The following is a 17,046-nucleotide window of genomic DNA, read 5'->3' on the forward strand; positions in this document are numbered from 1 at the left end:
GATGCGCATCGTTCCCCACATCCTGGGCGCAGCCATTGCTGCCGCTCTGATCAGCACTCCGGTTTTCGCCGCCGAACTCACCGGCACCCTGAAAAAGATCAAAGAGTCCGGTGTCATCACCCTCGGGCATCGTGACGCTTCCATTCCGTTTTCGTACATCGCGGACGCTTCCGGCAAACCGGTCGGCTATTCCCACGATCTGCAACTGAAAATCGTCGAAGCCATCAAGAAAGACCTCGACATGCCGAACCTTGAGGTCAAGTACAACCTGGTGACCTCGCAAACCCGTATCCCGCTGGTGCAGAACGGCACCGTGGACGTCGAGTGCGGCTCCACCACCAACAACGTCGAGCGTCAGCAGCAAGTTGACTTCTCCGTTGGCATTTTCGAAATCGGCACCCGTCTGCTGTCCAAGAAAGATTCGCCTTACAAAGACTTCACCGACCTCAAAGGCAAGAACGTCGTGACCACCGCTGGCACCACGTCCGAGCGCCTGCTCAAGTCGATGAACGCTGACAAGCAAATGGGCATGAACGTCATCTCCGCCAAAGACCACGGCGAGTCCTTCCAGATGCTGGAATCGGGCCGCGCTGTTGCCTTCATGATGGACGATGCCTTGCTGGCCGGTGAAGCAGCCAAGGCCAAGAAAGCGGATGACTGGGCCGTGACCGGTACGCCACAGTCCTACGAAATCTACGGCTGCATGGTCCGCAAGGGCGACGAGCCGTTCAAGAAGGCCGTGGATGAAGCCATCATCGCCACCTACAAGTCGGGCGAGATCAACAAGATCTACGAAAAATGGTTCATGGCGCCAATCCCGCCTAAAGGCCTGAACCTGAACTTCCCGATGAGCGACGAGCTCAAGGCCCTGATCGCCAATCCGACCGATAAAGCGGCTGACGACAAGAAATCCTGATTTCTGACTAACCTTATCTCCTGAGAGGGCCGCTGCCCTTTCAGGGGTTTGTCACTCCCTGCTGGCATTTTTGGAAACACTCGAACCGGTGGCTGTCGAGCCGCTCTTGTGTGCCTGATCGTCTCGATCGGGGCTGGGAACGGAGCTTCCCCAGGCGGGCACTTGTACATCGAACGATCTGAGGGGAGACCCTAATGAATTACAACTGGGACTGGGGCGTGTTCTTCAAGTCCACTGGCGTTGGCAGCGAGACCTATCTCGACTGGTACATCACCGGTTTGGGCTGGACCATTGCCATCGCCATCGTGGCCTGGATCATCGCCCTGACACTGGGCTCGATTCTGGGCGTCATGCGCACCGTACCGAATCGCATCGTATCGGGCATCGCGACCTGCTACGTCGAACTCTTCCGTAACGTGCCGCTGCTGGTTCAGCTGTTCATCTGGTACTTCCTGGTGCCCGACCTGCTGCCGCAAGACCTGCAAGACTGGTACAAACAGGACCTGAGCCCGGTCACCTCGGCGTTCCTGAGCGTCGTCGTCTGCCTGGGCCTGTTCACCACCGCTCGCGTTTGCGAACAAGTGCGCACCGGCATCCAGGCCCTGCCCAAAGGCCAGGAGTCCGCGGCTCGCGCCATGGGCTTCAAGCTGCCACAGATCTACTGGAACGTGCTGCTGCCCCAGGCCTACCGGATCATCATTCCGCCGCTCACCTCGGAATTCCTCAACGTGTTCAAGAACACGTCCGTGGCCTCGCTGATCGGCTTGATGGAGTTGCTCGCGCAAACCAAGCAGACCGCCGAGTTCTCCGCCAACCTGTTCGAAGCTTTCACCCTGGCAACCCTGATCTACTTCACCCTGAACATGAGCCTCATGCTGCTGATGCGCCTGGTCGAGAAGAAAGTGGCCGTACCGGGCCTGATCTCCGTAGGGGGTAAATAATGGAATTCGACTTCTCGGGCATCATCCCTTCCCTGCCGGGTTTGTGGAACGGCATGGTCATGACCCTCAAACTGATGGTCATGGGCGTGGTCGGCGGCATTATCCTCGGCACGATCCTGGCCCTGATGCGCCTGTCCCACAGCAAACTGCTGTCGAACCTTGCCGGCGCCTACGTTAACTACTTCCGCTCGATCCCGTTGCTGCTGGTGATCACCTGGTTCTACCTTGCGGTGCCGTTCGTGCTGCGCTGGATCACCGGCGAAGACACCCCGATCGGCGCGTTCGCCTCGTGTATCGTGGCCTTCATGATGTTTGAAGCGGCGTACTTCTGCGAAATCGTCCGGGCCGGTGTGCAGTCGATTCCCAAGGGCCAGATGGGCGCAGCCCAGGCTCTGGGCATGACATATAGCCAGATGATGCGCCTGATCATCCTGCCACAAGCGTTCCGCAAGATGACCCCGCTGTTGCTGCAACAGAGCATCATCCTGTTCCAGGACACCTCGCTGGTTTACGCGGTCGGCCTGGTGGACTTCCTCAACGCTTCGCGTGCCAGCGGCGACATCATTGGCCGCTCCAATGAGTTCCTGATCTTCGCAGGTCTCGTGTACTTCACAATCAGCTTTGCCGCCTCGCTGCTGGTCAAGCGTCTGCAAAAAAGGTTTGCCGTATGATCTCTATCAAGAACATCAACAAATGGTATGGCGACTTCCAGGTACTGACTGATTGCAGCACCGAGGTCAAAAAAGGCGAAGTGATCGTGGTATGCGGGCCGTCCGGTTCCGGCAAATCCACCCTGATCAAGTGCGTCAACGCCCTGGAACCGTTCCAGAAAGGCGACATCGTGGTCGATGGCACTTCGATTGCCGACCCGAAGACCAACCTGCCGAAATTGCGTTCGCGCGTTGGCATGGTGTTCCAGCATTTCGAACTGTTCCCGCACCTGACCATCACCGAAAACCTGACCATCGCGCAGATCAAGGTGTTGGGCCGCAGCAAGGCAGAAGCCACCAAGAAAGGCCTGCAACTGCTTGAGCGCGTCGGCCTGTCTGCCCATGCGCATAAGCACCCGGGCCAGCTTTCAGGTGGTCAGCAACAGCGTGTGGCCATTGCCCGTGCACTGGCGATGGACCCGATCGTCATGCTGTTCGACGAACCGACCTCGGCGCTGGACCCGGAAATGGTCAACGAAGTGCTCGACGTAATGGTGCAACTGGCCCACGAAGGCATGACCATGATGTGCGTGACCCACGAAATGGGCTTCGCCCGTAAAGTGGCGGACCGGGTGATCTTCATGGACGCGGGCAAAATCATCGAAGACTGCCAGAAAGAGGAGTTCTTCGGCGACATCAGCTCCCGCGCCGAGCGTACACAGCACTTCCTCAACAAGATTCTGCAGCACTAAACAACACGCCGCTCCTTTGCAGGAGCTGGCTTGCCAGCGAAGGCGGTGGTCCAGACGAACTCTGGTGTCCGGGCTATCGCCTTCGCCGGCAAGCCGGCTCCTGCAGGGGTCGGTGCAAGGTTCGGATTTGTGTTGTGGTTGACCCAAGGCATCTGTGATGAAATGCGACCCCACTCTCTATCGCGCAGCAACGCCATCACTAGCCGTGAAACCCCGTCTGATTCGCCACTTGTTACTGCCGCCGCTGATCATCGCCCTGATGATCGGACTGGGTTACGCCGGCTTCTGCGTCAGTGAACACTACGGCATTCGCAGCCTCAGCGAGAACGGCCAGCGTCAGCTCGAACTGCACGCCCGCGCCGTCGAGAGCGAGATCAGCAAATACACCTACCTGCCCAGCCTGCTGGAACTCGAAACCAGTGTTTCCACACTGCTGGCCGACCCGTCGCCGGAACACCGGCAACCGGTCAACGATTACCTTGAAGGCCTGAACCGGCGCAGCCGCAGTCGGGCTATCTACGTGATGGACACGACCGGCCGTGTCGTGGCCACCAGTAACTGGCGCGATGTCGACAGTTACCTCGGTGAAGACCTGTCCTTTCGCGCCTATTTCCAGAACGCCATTCGCGGCCAGCCGGGACGTTTCTATGGCATTGGCAGCACCAACGGCGAACCCGGTTACTACTTGGCCCACGGCCTGGAAGAACACGGCAAGATCATCGGCGTTGCGGTGGTCAAAATCCGCCTCGAAGCCTTGGAAGAACGTTGGCAGCGGGCGCGCCTCGAAGCCTTCGTCAGCGACGAAAACGGCATCATCATTCTCTCCAGTGATCCGGCGCGACGGCTCAAGTCGGTCGTGCCATTGAGCGATGAAACCAAGGAAAAACTCGCCCGTAGCCTCCAGTACTACTGGTTTCCGCTGAATGAGCTGCAACCGCTGGCCCGAGAAACCCTGGCCGAGGGTGTCGAAAAGCTGACCTTCCCCGCCAACAGCGAAGTGGCGTCCGACGAAGAGGACATCACCTACCTGGCCCAGACCCGGCCCCTGAGCGATACCCCGTGGAATTTCACCCTGCTCACGCCGTTGCAGGATCTGCGCCGTGAAGCGATCAATCAGGGGATTCTGGTGGCGGTAGCGTTCGCCCTGGTGGCGATCCTGCTGATCGCCTGGAACGAGCGACGCAAGGTCATCGCCACCCGCCTCGCCGCACGGGAGGCCTTGCAGGAAGCCAACAATCAACTGGAGCGTCGGATTACCGAACGCACCACCGACCTGCGCGCCAGCAACGAACGGCTCAAGGGCCAGATCCGCGAGCGCCGGCACGCGGAAGAGACGCTGCGCCGCGCCCAGGATGAACTGGTGCAGGCTGGCAAACTCGCGGCTATCGGCCAAATGTCGACCAGCATTGCCCACGAATTGAACCAGCCGCTGGCCGCGCTGCGCACCTTGTCCGGCAATACCGTGCGCTTCCTTGAGCGTGGTCAGCTGGACGTGGCCAGCACTAACCTCAATACCATCAACGAACTGATCGACCGCATGGGCCGGATCACTGCCAGCCTGCGCTCTTTCGCTCGTCGCGGTGATGACAAAGGCCAGGCCAGCCTCGGCAAAGCCGTAGACGCCGCCTTGCAACTGCTCAGCAGTCGGGTGGAAAGCGCGCACCTGCAACTGCATCGAGATTTCAAAGATGTGCAAGTGCAAATCGACCAGACCCGCCTCGAACAGATTCTGGTCAACCTGGTCGGCAACGCCCTTGATGCGATGCAGGCCCAACCGCTGCCGGAGCTGTGGCTGGAAGGCGACGTCTTCGACGGCAAATACCGTCTTCGCGTGCGCGACAACGGCCACGGCATCGACGCCGAAACGCGCAAGCATCTGTTCGAACCGTTCTTCACCACCAAACCCGGTGAACAGGGGCTGGGCCTCGGCCTGACTCTTTCAGCCAGTCTGGCCGCCGCCACCGGCGGGCACTTGGGTGTCGAACACCCGGTCAGCGGTGGTACCACTTTCGTCCTCAGTTTACCGTTGGTAAGCCCTATTTCCGCCGAGCCCATATGAACAACGACCTTAGTGTACTGATCGTCGAGGACGATCCTCATGTGCTGCTCGGCTGCCAACAGGCGCTGACCCTGGAAGACATTCCCTGCGTCGGCGTGGGCAGCGCCGAGGAAGCCCTGGAACGTGTCGGCGACAATTTCGCCGGCATCGTCATCAGCGACATTCGCCTGCCGGGCATCGATGGCCTGGAACTGCTGACCCGGCTCAAGGCCCGCGACCGCAGCTTGCCGGTGGTGCTGATTACCGGTCACGGCGACATTTCCATGGCCGTCGGCGCGATGCAAAAAGGCGCCTATGACTTCATGGAGAAACCCTTCTCCCCCGAACGCCTGGTGGACGTTGCGCGCCGGGCGCTGGAACAACGCAGCCTCGCCCGCGAAGTAACTTCGTTGCGGCGCCAACTGGCCGAGCGCGACTCCCTCGAAGGCCGCATCATCGGCCGCTCGCCGGCCATGCAAAACCTGCGGGAACTGATCGCCAACGTCGCCGACACCTCGGCCAACGTGTTGATCGAAGGCGAGACTGGTACCGGTAAAGAACTGGTCGCGCGTTGCCTGCATGATTTCAGTCGGCGCCACACCAAACAATTCGTCGCGCTGAACTGCGGCGGCCTGCCGGAGAACCTGTTCGAAAGCGAAATTTTCGGCCACGAAGCCAACGCCTTCACCGGCGCCGGCAAGCGGCGAATCGGCAAGATTGAACACGCCGACGGCGGCACGCTGTTCCTCGACGAAGTGGAAAGCATGCCCCTGCCGCTGCAAATCAAACTGCTACGAGTGTTGCAGGAACGCACCCTCGAACGTCTCGGTTCGAACCAGAGTGTGGCGGTGGATTGCCGGGTGATCGCGGCCACCAAGTCCGACCTGGCCGAAACGAGCAAAGCCGGCGAATTCCGCAGCGACCTGTATTACCGCTTGAACGTGGTCACCCTGGAATTGCCGCCGTTGCGCGAACGTCGCGAAGACATCCTGCAGTTGTTCGAACACTTCTTGCAGCAGTCGTCCCTGCGCTTTGACCGCACCGTGCCGGAGCTGGACAACCAGACCCTGTCGAACCTGATGAGCCACGACTGGCCGGGCAACGTGCGCGAATTGCGCAACGTCGCCGAACGCTTCGCCCTCGGCCTGCCGGCCTTCAAAAAGTCTGGCGCCAGCGGCAGCAATCAGGGCCTGGCGTTCGCTGAAGCGGTGGAAGCCTTCGAACGCAATTTGCTCAGCGACGCCTTGCAGCGCAGCGGCGGCAACCTGACCCAGGCCAGCCTGGAACTGGGTATGGCCAAAACCACGTTGTTCGACAAAGTCAAAAAGTACGGATTGAGTCACTGATGGATCTGATTCTGAAAGCAGCGTTAGGCGCGGCGGTGGTGCTGATTCTGGCGGCGCTGGCCAAAACCAAAAATTACTACATCGCCGGGCTGGTGCCGTTGTTTCCGACCTTTGCGCTGATTGCGCATTTCATCGTCGGTAAAGGGCGCTCGGTGGAGGACTTGAAGACCACCATCGTGTTTGGCATGTGGTCGATCATTCCCTACTTCGTTTACCTGGCGACCTTGTATGTGATGGTCGACCGGATGCGGTTGGAGGCGTCGCTGGCCGTGGCTGCTGTGGGTTGGTTGATTGCGGCGACAATCCTCGTCACCGTTTGGGTCCGCCTCCACAGCTGACCACCACAAATCCCCTGTAGGAGCGAGCTTGCTCGCGAAGGGGCCATCAGCTTCAACATCTTTGTTGAATGACCCATCGCATTCGCGAGCAGGCTCGCTCCCATAAGGGAGCTGCCACAGACTCAGTACCGTGATCCAACTGTTCTCAGCCGCTGCGACGACTGTGATGTGTAACAGCATTTTGGGAAGCGTCTGACATCATTTCGTTTACTCCCTTGTTAGGGTGGCATTAAACCCGGCTTCAGGACGTTTGGTTGTGACTGGCCATGGAAGGTCTTTTACACACAGAGCATCAACGTCCCGAAGCCTGTGCCACGCACAGGACAAGGAGTCATGGATGTTCGACGTTAACCCACACGTTCGTTTCAGCCTTTCGATCAGCGATTTAGAGCACGACCTGCAGGTGCTCTCATTCACCGGCAAGGAATTCATCAGCCAGCCTTACGCCTTTGAGCTCGAACTGGTCAGCGAAAGACGGGACCTCACCGGGAAAATCCTGCAGCACAAACGCGCCTTTCTGGCGTTCAACGACAGCGGTGCCGGCATTCATGGGCAGGTGTACGGTTTTGCCCGAGTCAGCCCGGGTAAACGCCTGACCCGTTACCGAATGACCTTGGTGCCACAACTGACCTATCTGGGGCTGCGCACCAACCAGCGGATTTTCCAACAGCTGTCAGTCCCGCAGATTATCCAGCGGCTACTCGCGGAACACGGGATCCTCGCAGACGCCTGCCTGTTCCAGCTTGGCTCGACCTATGCGCCACGTGATTTCTGCGTGCAATACGGTGAATCGGACCTGTTCTTCATCCAGCGTCTGTGCGAGGAAGAAGGGCTGCATTACCACTTTCGCCATCACCGCGATCAGCATGTGCTGGTGTTCGGTGACGACCAGACCGTATTTCCCCGGCTCGACGGTGCAACGCCTTACAAGCAGGACTGCGGCATGGTCGCGCAGGAACCGGTGATCAATCACTTTGATGTATGGGAGCAGACCCGTCCCAATAAAAGCGCTCGCCGCGACTATGACTTCGAGAAAGCCCGCATCCTGCTCGAGTCCAGCTATCGACCGCACCTCGACCGTGCCCAGCCGGATCTGGAGATTTACGATTACCCAGGCCACTTTAATCAACGCGATCAAGGCAAACGCCTGAGTCGTTGTGCGCTGGAGAGCCATCGCGCCGATTGCGACCTGGCCCAGGGTAAAAGCCATCAGGCGTCGCTGGTCACCGGGCACTTCTTGCAACTGTCCGAGCACCCGTTCGATGAATGGAACCAGCTGTGGCTGTTGACCGAGGTGCAACACGAAGGCCGGATGCCTCAGGTCCTCGAAGAGAGCGCGGCAAGCACCCTCGTCGACTACGAAGAAGGCTTTCAAGGCTATCGCAACCAATTCGTCGCCACCCCATGGGAGGTGTTCTACCGCCCGCCCCGCACCCACCACAAACCAAGAATGTCCGGCAGTCAAACCGCCATGGTGACCGGCCCCGAAGGTGAGGAGATCCACTGCGATCAATACGGTCGGGTGCCGGGCCCGGACGCATCACTAGCGATGCCGGGATCAATCGATGCCTTGTCTGCGCCCCCCGAGTTACCCCCGATAATCGCGCCTTCCCAGCACGAGCTGATGGCGGTCAGTCACGCTCTGGAGGCGGATTTCTGTCCCCTCTGCGAAGCCTGCAGGGCGGGCCTCTGCCCGACTGAAGGAGCTGGCGCATGATGGATACACTCCCCCTGCGCTGGATGACCGAACAGCGGCGTTTTGGCCATGAGATATGTCTGGTGCTCGACTCGGAGAATGAGCGCGAAACGCGCCAGTCATTGTTGAAGTCCAGCCAATTTGAACAGTATTTGGGCGTCTACAGCGGCACCCACATAGCAAGCCTGGCTGACGCCGGTCCGTTCATTTTTACCCTGGATCAATCCGGCGACCGCCGTATCGACGAACTGCTCGAGCACCCGCAGCGAAACTGGGGCTGGCTGGTCAGCCTGGCAAAAGGTGACCTGCGCACACTGGTGAGTCACTGGCATGAACGGCTGATCATCGGCACCCGCCCCCATCAGGTGCTGTATCGCTTTCACGACAATCGAGTATTGGCCCGCGCGCTTGAACACTTACCCGTCGACGCCTACCCGGCCTACCTCGGGCCGGCGATCAGTGTGTGCTACTGGAACGGTACAGGCTGGAAAACCGCCTTCAGCCCTGCCCCCGGCACCTATCCCGTACCGGATGAACCCCTCTGGTTACGCTCACCGATCCCCCATCCGCAGGCCTCGGAAATTCGCCGGCTCAATGCCCACCGTTTTTTGTTGGCAGAGCATCTGAAAGCCTACGTCACACTCGCCGATCTACATGACCCGGACACCTGGTTACGCGACCGACTGGCATTGGCGCAGGCATGGGGCTGGCTGGAACCGGAGCAATTGGCGTTTCTGCTGATCCAGAGTTTGCAGGCACCCGCGTACACCCTGCCGCCGCATTGGCAGGTGCGTCCTGATGAAACGCCCAGTGAGCATTTCGAGCGGGTGCATCAGGTATCGGCGTTTTGGCAAGGAACAGCCCCGCTATGAAATGCGCTTTACGAATGGCAAGCCTGGGCAGTTGTCTCGCGTTAACCGCTGGCTGTGCCACCAGCCAGCCGAACACGTTCACCTTCACTGCCGATTTACCGCCAGATTTTGCTTACGTCGCAGCGGTTTACTACGTGCCCGCTAAGGCGGAAACCTGCACCGTTGAAACACGGGATAACAAAGCCCCCGTGTTCAACAACGCTTGGCGAACGGAATACAAACCTGATGCTGAAATCACCATTCGCAGAACCCGAAATGGCTGCCCCTTGGTGATCAGTCGCATCAGTTTGGAAATCAACGCGACCTATGGCAAAACCCGGGGGGATTTTGGAGGGGATACCGCTGGGGTCGTCATTCGCGATGAACTGGAGGAGCAGTACAAACGCGCGTTCAACGAGGCGGGCGAAAGTACCTTCTACGGCGAATGCCAGTGGCTGTTCCGCACCTCCGGCAAACCACGCATCCTCAGAAAAATCCTTGATTGCAAAAAAACCGACACACTTGGCGAACCGGGGCGAGGTCGTCCGTTTTCGGCGTACACCCTCGATCAATTGCCGGGTAAAACCGTGAGGATGCGCATCAAGTTGGCGGATGAGGAACGGCCTGCCATTGGGAATACATGGGTAAAAGTGCCGAACGGTTGGAAGCGATGCATGGGCGATAACTTTCAAGACCAATACGCGTTTTGCTTTGGCAACTACAAGGACTTCAGTGGTTTTCAAATGCCCGACGGACGGCAATGCACCATTTACCCTGGCTGCACTGAACAAGGACCTCCCCTATGACAACGACATATCCGATGGTGAAGTTGCTGTTTAAAAGCCCTGTTCTGGGCTGTTGTCTCGCATTAACCACAGGCTGTGCCACCAGCCAGTCAAACACGTTCACCTTCACCGCCGATTTACCGCCCGACTTCACCTACCAGGCCATTGCCGTGTATGTGCCCGCCAAAGGCGAAACCTGCACCGTGCCCGGCGGGCGAAATACTGAAGTCGGATACAACATGAAATGGCGTGGAAACTACCAGCCAAACGCTGAGATCACCCTGCGCCGAACGGTCAGTGGGTGCCCGCTGGTCATTAGCCGCATCGAGCTGGAAATCTATGGGACTTACGGTAAAGCCCGGGGAGACTTTGGTGCGGATATCGCCAGCGTGTTCATTCGTGAAGAGGTGGAAGATCAGTACAAAAGCGTCGTCAACGAAGCCGGCGAAAGCACCTTCTATGGTGAATGCCAACAGCTATTTCGCACCTCAGGCAAGCCTCGCATCCTCAGAAAACTCCTCAACTGCAAAACACTCAACGCTCAGGGAGAGCGCGGCCGTGGCCAACCCTTCGCGGCGTACACCCCGGACCAACTGCCGGGAACAACCGTAAGGATGAACATCAAGTTAGCCGATGAGGAACGGCCTGCGATTGGGAATACATGGGTCAAAGTGCCGAACGGTTGGAAGCGATGTATGGGCGATAACTTTGAAGACCAATACGCGTTTTGCTTTGGCAACTACAAGGACTTCAGTGGTTTTCAAATGCCCGACGGACGGCAATGCACCATTTACCCAGGCTGCACTGAATAAGGACATCCCCCTATGACAACGTCATATCCGCAGGTGAAGTCGCTGTTTAAAAGCCCTGTTCTGGGCTGTTGTCTCGCATTAACCACAGGCTGTGCCACCAGTCAGCCAAACACGTTCACTTTTACTGCCGATTTACCGCCCGACTTCACCTACCAGGCCATTGCCGTGTATGTGCCCGCCAAAGGCGAAACCTGCACCGTGCCCGGCGGGCGAAATACTGAAGTCGGATACAACATGAAATGGCGTGAAAACTACCAGCCAAACGCTGAGATCGCCCTGCGTAGAACGGTCAGTGGGTGCCCGCTGGTCATTAGCCGCATCGAGCTGAAAATCTATGGGACTTACGGTAAAGCCCGGGGAGATTATGGCGTGGATATCGCCAGCGTGTTCATTCGCGACGAGCTGGAGGATCAGTACAAAAGTTCCTTTAACGAAGCCGGCGAAAGCATCTTCCATGGTGAATGCCAACAGCTATTTCGCACCTCAGGTAAGCCTCGCATCCTCAGAAAACTCCTCAACTGCAAAACAATCAACGCTCAGGGAGCGCGCGGCCGTGGCCAACCCTTCGCGGCGTACACCCCGGACCAACTGCCGGGAACAACCGTAAGGATGAACATCAAGTTAGCCGATGAGGAACGGCCTGCGATTGGGAATACATGGGTCAAAGTGCCGAACGGTTGGAAGCGATGCATGGGCGATAACTTTGAAGACCAATACGCGTTTTGCTTTGGCAACTACAAGGACTTCAGTGGTTTTCAAATGCCCGATGGAAAGCAATGCACCATTTACCCAGGCTGCACTGAATAAGGAGAATTCGACATGACGTCATTGGAAAAAGAACTCAAATCGCCGCTGAGCAGCCAAGTACTGGCATGCCCCGCACAGGGTCGATGGAGCAGCTTTCAGTTAGTCGACGAGTTCGGCTCTGGCGAACCCTATGCCGGGCTGGCCTACGTCGTAACCGACTCGGAAGGGCAAAAGTACGGCGGTGTGTTGGATATAACGGGCACAGGTAAAGTGGACAACCACTTTGCCGGCCCTATCTCGCTACTCCTTGACCAAAAATACCAGGGGCGTGAAAAGAGCTATGAATTTTTACAGACAAGACCCCATTACCCCTTAGAAATCACCGAACTCCAGGTCCGCGCCGAGCAAACCCGCTACCTGAACCAAAACTCCACCCGCACCAAAGAAAACCCGGCACAAGCCTGCGCGGATGAGTATTTTCAGGTGGAAGTGCGTCATCTGGTCAAGCATGTCTCGCACCTGCCTCCTGAGGTCTATCGCCATTACCCACACAGTACGGGGCGGGCGAAAGTCATGGGTAAACATGGCGCACTTGGCATTGCCCTGTTGCCGTTGCAACACACCGTGCTGGAAGTGCGCCCGATGCGGGCTTTGCGGCCCATGCTCTCGACCGACCCTGAATTCTGTGCGCTCAACCTGTACCAACTCGCGCTAATGGCCACCTTGAGCTATTGCCCCTTTGGTCAGCAGCCCGATGAACAACCCGTCAGAACCAGGACCGTGAGCTTCCCCCTGCAACCAAGCGTCGGTAACTGGTTCGGGGATGCGCTGGCCAAATTTGATGAACTATGGAAAATCGATGCAGCGCAGACAAAGGCGTACTACCCGCTGTACGAGGATGTGCCGTACTCCAGGCGACTAGAGATCGTGCCCTTCGACCCAGATCTCTATCCAGTAAACAAGCCAGAGCTCGAAGGTGACCAGGAATATCCCGCCAAAATTCACTTCTTGGACGATAGAAAGCTTGGCTCGGAATCCACCGATACCCAGGCCTTCATCACCCATCACGACGAGCTGATCCTGATTGCGGTACGTGGCACCTATGAAATCATCGCGGATGGTTTGCGTGATGCCGATGCGTTTCAAGTGCCGTTCGAAGACACCGACAGCAACGTGCACCGTGGTTTTTACCTGGCAGCGCAGAAAGCCTACGACTTCGCTGTGAAATACCTCGATAAATTTTATGCCGGACAAAAACTACTGATTTGTGGCCACAGCCTCGGTGGCGCAGTGGCCTTGTTACTCTCAGAAATGCTGCGTCGCAGGCCGGAAGGCTACAACATCCAGCTCTACACCTACGGCGCCCCCCGCGCCGGCGATGCCAATTTCGTAAACGGTGCCGAGGGTCTGGTGCATTACCGCATGGTCACCCACAACGACCCGGTGCCGAGCGTGCCTGGCACCTGGATGAACACCAAGGTTGACGTGTTCGGCACCGGCGCAGCGCTGACCTTCGTCAACGTGCCCGTCGGCCTCTCGGTATTTGTCGCCGGCATCACTAACTGGAAAGGTGAACCCTACGACCACCACGGCACCCTGCATCACGCGATGCCGGTGCAGTTCAGCCGCAATAAAACGTCCATGATCCTGTGGGAGCCCGGCTGCGACACCATTGCCCAGCATGCCGCCTGCTCGGTGGCCATCCAGCAAAAAAACGGCCTCCCGGATCGACCTTCGCTGCTGACTCAACTGTTTAATGCCGGTCACCACTCGATGGTCGGCAGCTACATTCCTGCCTGTTGGGCCTCATTCAAGCGTTCGCAAGAAGCACTGGGGGCAAAACGCTCCCTCGTCACCGACCTGGAATTTGGATGGGTCGAGCTGGCACTCCAGAGTGTTACCGAACAGTTGCGTGCCAAGCGAAAACACTTATCGAACCAAACCCTCAAGTACCAACAAACCCACGAATCGCAAAACAACGCCTTCATGCTTGAGATCAACAAAATACACGTGACGCTCGATCGGCTGAAAAAATTTCGGCACGAGCGCGTCACCGAAAAAAAGGTCTACGGATCGCTGTCGACTCAGCCCGATTGGCTGGCAGAAAACCTGCAACGCTGGCTTGCCCATCCAGAAAACCGGGTCGATGAGCAGATGGCCATGGCGCCGAAGGGCTCAAACGAAGACGCGTTACTGGCGTCGATCTACGGGCATGCCGTAGGGATGCCGCATACCCTCGATATCGATTCGTTTACTTGAATAAACACCCGAGCCTCCCGCGTGGCGATGGAGCAAGCGCCCTCGCCACAAAAGCGCCCTGCACAATCAGATAACGGTACCGCCCTTCGCCTCACTCATGATCTGCCGGATCGCTCCAACAAACGTTTCCACCGGCTGCCCGCCACTCACGGCGTACTGCCCGTTGAACACCACCGTCGGCACCGAGCTTACGCCTCGCGTCAGCCACAGCTGTTCTTCCTCAACCACTTCTTTGCCGTATTCATCCGACGCCAGAATCGCCTCGGCTCGCTGCCGATTGAGCCCCACGCTTTCAGCAATCTGCGCCAACTGCCCGTGATCGGACGGGTTGCCGCCATCGGTGAAATACGCCTTGAACAGCGCTTCTTTCAGGTTGAATTGCAAGCCTTCAAGCCCTGCCCAATACAGCAACCGATGCGCATCAAAGGTGTTGTAGATACGGCTGTTGCCGTCGGTGCGAAACGCAAACCCGACCTCGGCGCCCCGGGCGCGGATCATCTCGCGGTTTTTCTGGGATTGCTCGGGAGTCGAGCCGTACTTTTCAGTGATGTGTTCGGTGATGTTCTGCCCTTCCGGCCCCATTTTCGGGTTCAGTTCGAACGGCTGAAAATGGATCTCGGCCTGGACCTCATCGCGCAAAACCTCCAGCGCCCGGGTCAGGCCGTACAAGCCGACAACGCACCAAGGGCAGGACACATCGCTGACGAAATCGATTTTCAAAGGGGTACTCATCACACACCTCGCAGGCTTGGATCACGCCGGAAAGCTCGAACGATACACCTGAAAGACGAGATCCTGTAGGAGCCGGGCTTGCCCGCGATGACGGTCTTCCTGCCGACAGGTGTGGTGACTGACACGCCGCCATCGCGGGCAAGCCCGGCTCCTACAGGTTTTTGGGTGTTTTTGGGGGGTGTGTTTAGTTCTGTTTAGGGTTACTTCCTGAAAGCTACAGCGCCTTGCGCCTTCGCCTACAACCACGTCAGAATCCGCCGGCTTGTGCGCCTGGAGAGCCGTCGGTAACTTGGTCCTGTCACTGATTCCCAGTGATCGGGTTTAGTAGCCCGGCTTTTCCTCTACCCGGACGTATAAGTTTCATCTAGTCAGGCAATCGCCTGCACTCGATGGTGGCTGTGCGCATGGCGCCCTCGGGCGCGCCGGTTTTGGGTGGTGGCCGGTCTACTAACTTGCGTACAGCCGCCACCCTTTCGTGTAGTAGCGGAACGGTCGTGGCCTCAATCCAGGGACACCACCAATGTTCAAAATCACACCAAATCCACCAGAAACCGACGACGTTTCCCCCTACGAAACCCCAGAGTCCAAAAAACTCAACAAAGCCGCCGACCGCGCCCTCGATTACTACCTCAAACCGGTCATCCCCAAAGACACCCCACGCAAACCCAGCACCATCTACCTCGTCGCCCATGACACCGACAACGAAACCCTGCTGGTCAACGCCTGCGAGACGTTGGCGTCAGCGAGCGTGATGTTGAGTGATTTCGCCGGCCAACTGAACGGTACACAGCGCCACACCCTACTGGGCATTCAGCACTCGGTCATGCTCGGTGAACTGGCGGTGAACCGGATGCTGGATAACGTCGGTCCCACATAATTCAGGGCCTATCGAAGATCAAATGTGGGAGCGGGCTTGCTCGCGAAGGCGTCGTGTCAGTCGACATCTGCATTGACTGATACACCGCTTTCGCGAGCAAGCCCGCTCCCACATTTTGATTGGGGGTCACAGGAGATTTGGCGACGGGACAGGATCAATCTGCGCCCAATGCGAAGTGTCTTCGCGATGGGCCTGCAAGTACGGCAACACCGCCGCCAGCAACGGTTCCTTGAATGCCTCCTGGAACCGATGTGCCAACCCCGGGATCAGCTTCAACTGACTGCCACGAATATGCGCCGCCAAATGCACGCCGTGCATCACCGGCAACAACGGATCGGCAGTGCCGTGCACCACCAGCGTCGGCACGCGCAACTGGTTGAGCAGGTCCACGCGACTGCGCTCGGCGAGGATGGCCATGATCTGGCGTTTCACGCCTTCAGGGTTGAACGCCCGGTCGTAGGACTGCGCTGCTTGCTGCAACAGCGCCTGTCGGTCATCCGTCACCGTGGGACTGCCCAGCGCCGCGAGCAAATCCGCCTGTTGTTCCAGCGCCACTTCACGGTTCGGCGCACCACGACGGGACAACAATTGCACCAGCGCCTCACTCGGCGCCGGCAAGCCTTCGGCCCCGGAGCTGGTCATAATCAACGTCAGGCTCTCTACTCGCTGCGGTGCCATCGCCGCCATGTGCTGGGCGATCATTCCGCCCATGCTCGCGCCCAATACGTGAAATTGTTCGACGTGCAACGCATCCATCAGGCCAAAGGCATCGTCCGCCATGTCGGTCAGGGTGTACGGAGCCGACACCGGCAAACCGAGTTTGTAACGCAAGGCTTCGAAGGTCAGGTTGGCCTCGGCCGGGGTTTGCCGCCACGTGGACAGGCCAACATCACGATTGTCGTATCGAATCACCCGAAAGCCCTGCTGACACAGTGCGACCACCACCTCGTCCGGCCAGTGAATCAACTGCCCGCCCAGGCCCATCACCAGCAGCAACGCAGGGTCCGACGCACGGCCAATGCTCTGGTACGCCAGGCTCACCTGCGCCAGATCGACGTGTTGGGTCGGTACGTTGACATCACACCGAGACGCCGCAAAGGACGGCAGGCCAAACAACAACGCGGCCAAAAAGGCCGCAGTTGATAAAAATCGTGCACGCATGAAAAACACCGAAACGCAGAACCCCAGTAGAGCGCGAGTCTGATGAAGTTTGATCAAGCGCGCTGCCACAGTTGCGTGACAGTTTCGTGAATCTCGCCCAATGGTCGATGCGATAACTATGTAGTGCCACGGGCCATGGCAGGTT

15 protein-coding genes and 1 pseudogene are annotated in these 17,046 nt (G+C 58.2%); 14 read left to right on the forward strand and 2 right to left on the reverse strand.

Going from position 1 to position 17,046, the window contains the following annotated elements; translation table 11 throughout:
• Position 1 precedes the first annotated feature (1 nt).
• The 13 genes and pseudogenes from ACA048_RS23340 to ACA048_RS23400 all read left to right on the forward strand — a co-directional run bounded on the left by ACA048_RS23340 (position 2) and on the right by ACA048_RS23400 (position 14,131).
• Positions 2–916, forward strand: a complete 915-nt coding sequence (locus tag ACA048_RS23340; protein ID WP_497626477.1) for a glutamate/aspartate ABC transporter substrate-binding protein — start codon at positions 2–4, stop codon at positions 914–916.
• 194 nt (positions 917–1,110) lie between these two features.
• Positions 1,111–1,857 carry an amino acid ABC transporter permease gene (locus ACA048_RS23345; RefSeq protein WP_489333976.1) on the forward strand — a complete coding sequence of 249 codons (747 nt, stop codon included), beginning with the start codon at positions 1,111–1,113 and terminating at the stop codon, positions 1,855–1,857.
• Positions 1,857–2,528 (forward strand): amino acid ABC transporter permease, encoded by a 672-nt coding sequence (locus ACA048_RS23350; protein ID WP_497626478.1) that lies wholly within the window; start codon positions 1,857–1,859, stop codon positions 2,526–2,528. The genes ACA048_RS23345 and ACA048_RS23350 overlap by 1 nt, the downstream gene beginning before the upstream one ends.
• Positions 2,525–3,259, forward strand: a complete 735-nt coding sequence (locus tag ACA048_RS23355; RefSeq protein WP_497626479.1) for an amino acid ABC transporter ATP-binding protein — start codon at positions 2,525–2,527, stop codon at positions 3,257–3,259. Before ACA048_RS23350 ends, ACA048_RS23355 begins: the two co-directional genes overlap by 4 nt.
• A 157-nt stretch (positions 3,260–3,416) precedes the next feature.
• Complete coding sequence (gene aauS, locus ACA048_RS23360) at positions 3,417–5,318, forward strand: two-component sensor histidine kinase AauS (protein ID WP_497626480.1); 1,902 nt, start codon at positions 3,417–3,419, stop codon at positions 5,316–5,318.
• Positions 5,315–6,643, forward strand: a complete 1,329-nt coding sequence (gene aauR / locus ACA048_RS23365) for a two-component response regulator AauR (protein WP_497626481.1) — start codon at positions 5,315–5,317, stop codon at positions 6,641–6,643. Before aauS ends, aauR begins: the two co-directional genes overlap by 4 nt.
• Before the next feature lie 8 nt (positions 6,644–6,651).
• Entirely contained in the window at positions 6,652–6,981 is a 330-nt protein-coding gene (locus tag ACA048_RS23370; RefSeq protein WP_191624655.1) for a GlpM family protein, read from the forward strand.
• Positions 6,982–7,318: 337 nt separating this feature from the next.
• Positions 7,319–8,506 (forward strand): annotated as a pseudogene (gene tssI, locus ACA048_RS23375) (type VI secretion system tip protein TssI/VgrG); the annotation flags it as partial.
• A gap of 188 nt (positions 8,507–8,694) precedes the next feature.
• On the forward strand, positions 8,695–9,549 hold the full coding sequence (locus ACA048_RS23380) for a DUF4123 domain-containing protein (RefSeq protein WP_497626482.1): 855 nt from the start codon (positions 8,695–8,697) through the stop codon (positions 9,547–9,549).
• Positions 9,546–10,334 carry a hypothetical protein gene (locus tag ACA048_RS23385; RefSeq protein WP_497626483.1) on the forward strand — a complete coding sequence of 263 codons (789 nt, stop codon included), beginning with the start codon at positions 9,546–9,548 and terminating at the stop codon, positions 10,332–10,334. Before ACA048_RS23380 ends, ACA048_RS23385 begins: the two co-directional genes overlap by 4 nt.
• Entirely contained in the window at positions 10,331–11,125 is a 795-nt protein-coding gene (locus ACA048_RS23390) for a hypothetical protein (protein WP_497626484.1), read from the forward strand. The genes ACA048_RS23385 and ACA048_RS23390 overlap by 4 nt, the downstream gene beginning before the upstream one ends.
• Before the next feature lie 33 nt (positions 11,126–11,158).
• Complete coding sequence (locus tag ACA048_RS23395) at positions 11,159–11,932, forward strand: hypothetical protein (RefSeq protein ID WP_497626485.1); 774 nt, start codon at positions 11,159–11,161, stop codon at positions 11,930–11,932.
• 12 nt (positions 11,933–11,944) lie between these two features.
• Positions 11,945–14,131 (forward strand): lipase family protein, encoded by a 2,187-nt coding sequence (locus tag ACA048_RS23400; RefSeq protein WP_497626486.1) that lies wholly within the window; start codon positions 11,945–11,947, stop codon positions 14,129–14,131.
• Positions 14,132–14,197: 66 nt separating this feature from the next.
• On the opposite strand, the gene ACA048_RS23405 is transcribed toward ACA048_RS23400, so the two are convergent.
• The gene (locus tag ACA048_RS23405; RefSeq protein WP_497626487.1) at positions 14,198–14,863 is read right to left on the reverse strand and encodes a DsbA family oxidoreductase; all 666 of its coding nucleotides are present in this window, start codon (positions 14,861–14,863) and stop codon (positions 14,198–14,200) included.
• Between the two features lie 520 nt (positions 14,864–15,383).
• On the opposite strand from ACA048_RS23405, the gene ACA048_RS23410 reads away from it, so the two are divergent.
• The gene (locus tag ACA048_RS23410; protein ID WP_497626488.1) at positions 15,384–15,740 is read left to right on the forward strand and encodes a DUF6124 family protein; all 357 of its coding nucleotides are present in this window, start codon (positions 15,384–15,386) and stop codon (positions 15,738–15,740) included.
• 126 nt (positions 15,741–15,866) lie between these two features.
• Here the strand turns inward: ACA048_RS23410 and ACA048_RS23415 are convergent, their stop codons facing one another.
• Positions 15,867–16,901: an alpha/beta fold hydrolase gene (locus tag ACA048_RS23415; RefSeq protein ID WP_497626489.1), complete on the reverse strand. Its 1,035-nt coding sequence runs from the start codon at positions 16,899–16,901 to the stop codon at positions 15,867–15,869.
• Positions 16,902–17,046: the final 145 nt, after the last annotated feature.

It is taken from the genome of Pseudomonas sp. LBUM1659, assembly GCF_059716045.1.

Coding starts and splice junctions, on each gene's coding strand:
- ACA048_RS23340 (WP_497626477.1), top strand. CDS start 2: ATGCGCATCGTTCCCCACATCCTGGGCGCAGCCATTGCTGCCGCTCTG.
- ACA048_RS23345 (WP_489333976.1), top strand. CDS start 1,111: ATGAATTACAACTGGGACTGGGGCGTGTTCTTCAAGTCCACTGGCGTT.
- ACA048_RS23350 (WP_497626478.1), top strand. CDS start 1,857: ATGGAATTCGACTTCTCGGGCATCATCCCTTCCCTGCCGGGTTTGTGG.
- ACA048_RS23355 (WP_497626479.1), top strand. CDS start 2,525: ATGATCTCTATCAAGAACATCAACAAATGGTATGGCGACTTCCAGGTA.
- aauS (WP_497626480.1), top strand. CDS start 3,417: ATGAAATGCGACCCCACTCTCTATCGCGCAGCAACGCCATCACTAGCC.
- aauR (WP_497626481.1), top strand. CDS start 5,315: ATGAACAACGACCTTAGTGTACTGATCGTCGAGGACGATCCTCATGTG.
- ACA048_RS23380 (WP_497626482.1), top strand. CDS start 8,695: ATGATGGATACACTCCCCCTGCGCTGGATGACCGAACAGCGGCGTTTT.
- ACA048_RS23385 (WP_497626483.1), top strand. CDS start 9,546: ATGAAATGCGCTTTACGAATGGCAAGCCTGGGCAGTTGTCTCGCGTTA.
- ACA048_RS23390 (WP_497626484.1), top strand. CDS start 10,331: ATGACAACGACATATCCGATGGTGAAGTTGCTGTTTAAAAGCCCTGTT.
- ACA048_RS23400 (WP_497626486.1), top strand. CDS start 11,945: ATGACGTCATTGGAAAAAGAACTCAAATCGCCGCTGAGCAGCCAAGTA.
- ACA048_RS23405 (WP_497626487.1), bottom strand. CDS start 14,863: ATGAGTACCCCTTTGAAAATCGATTTCGTCAGCGATGTGTCCTGCCCT.
- ACA048_RS23410 (WP_497626488.1), top strand. CDS start 15,384: ATGTTCAAAATCACACCAAATCCACCAGAAACCGACGACGTTTCCCCC.
- ACA048_RS23415 (WP_497626489.1), bottom strand. CDS start 16,901: ATGCGTGCACGATTTTTATCAACTGCGGCCTTTTTGGCCGCGTTGTTG.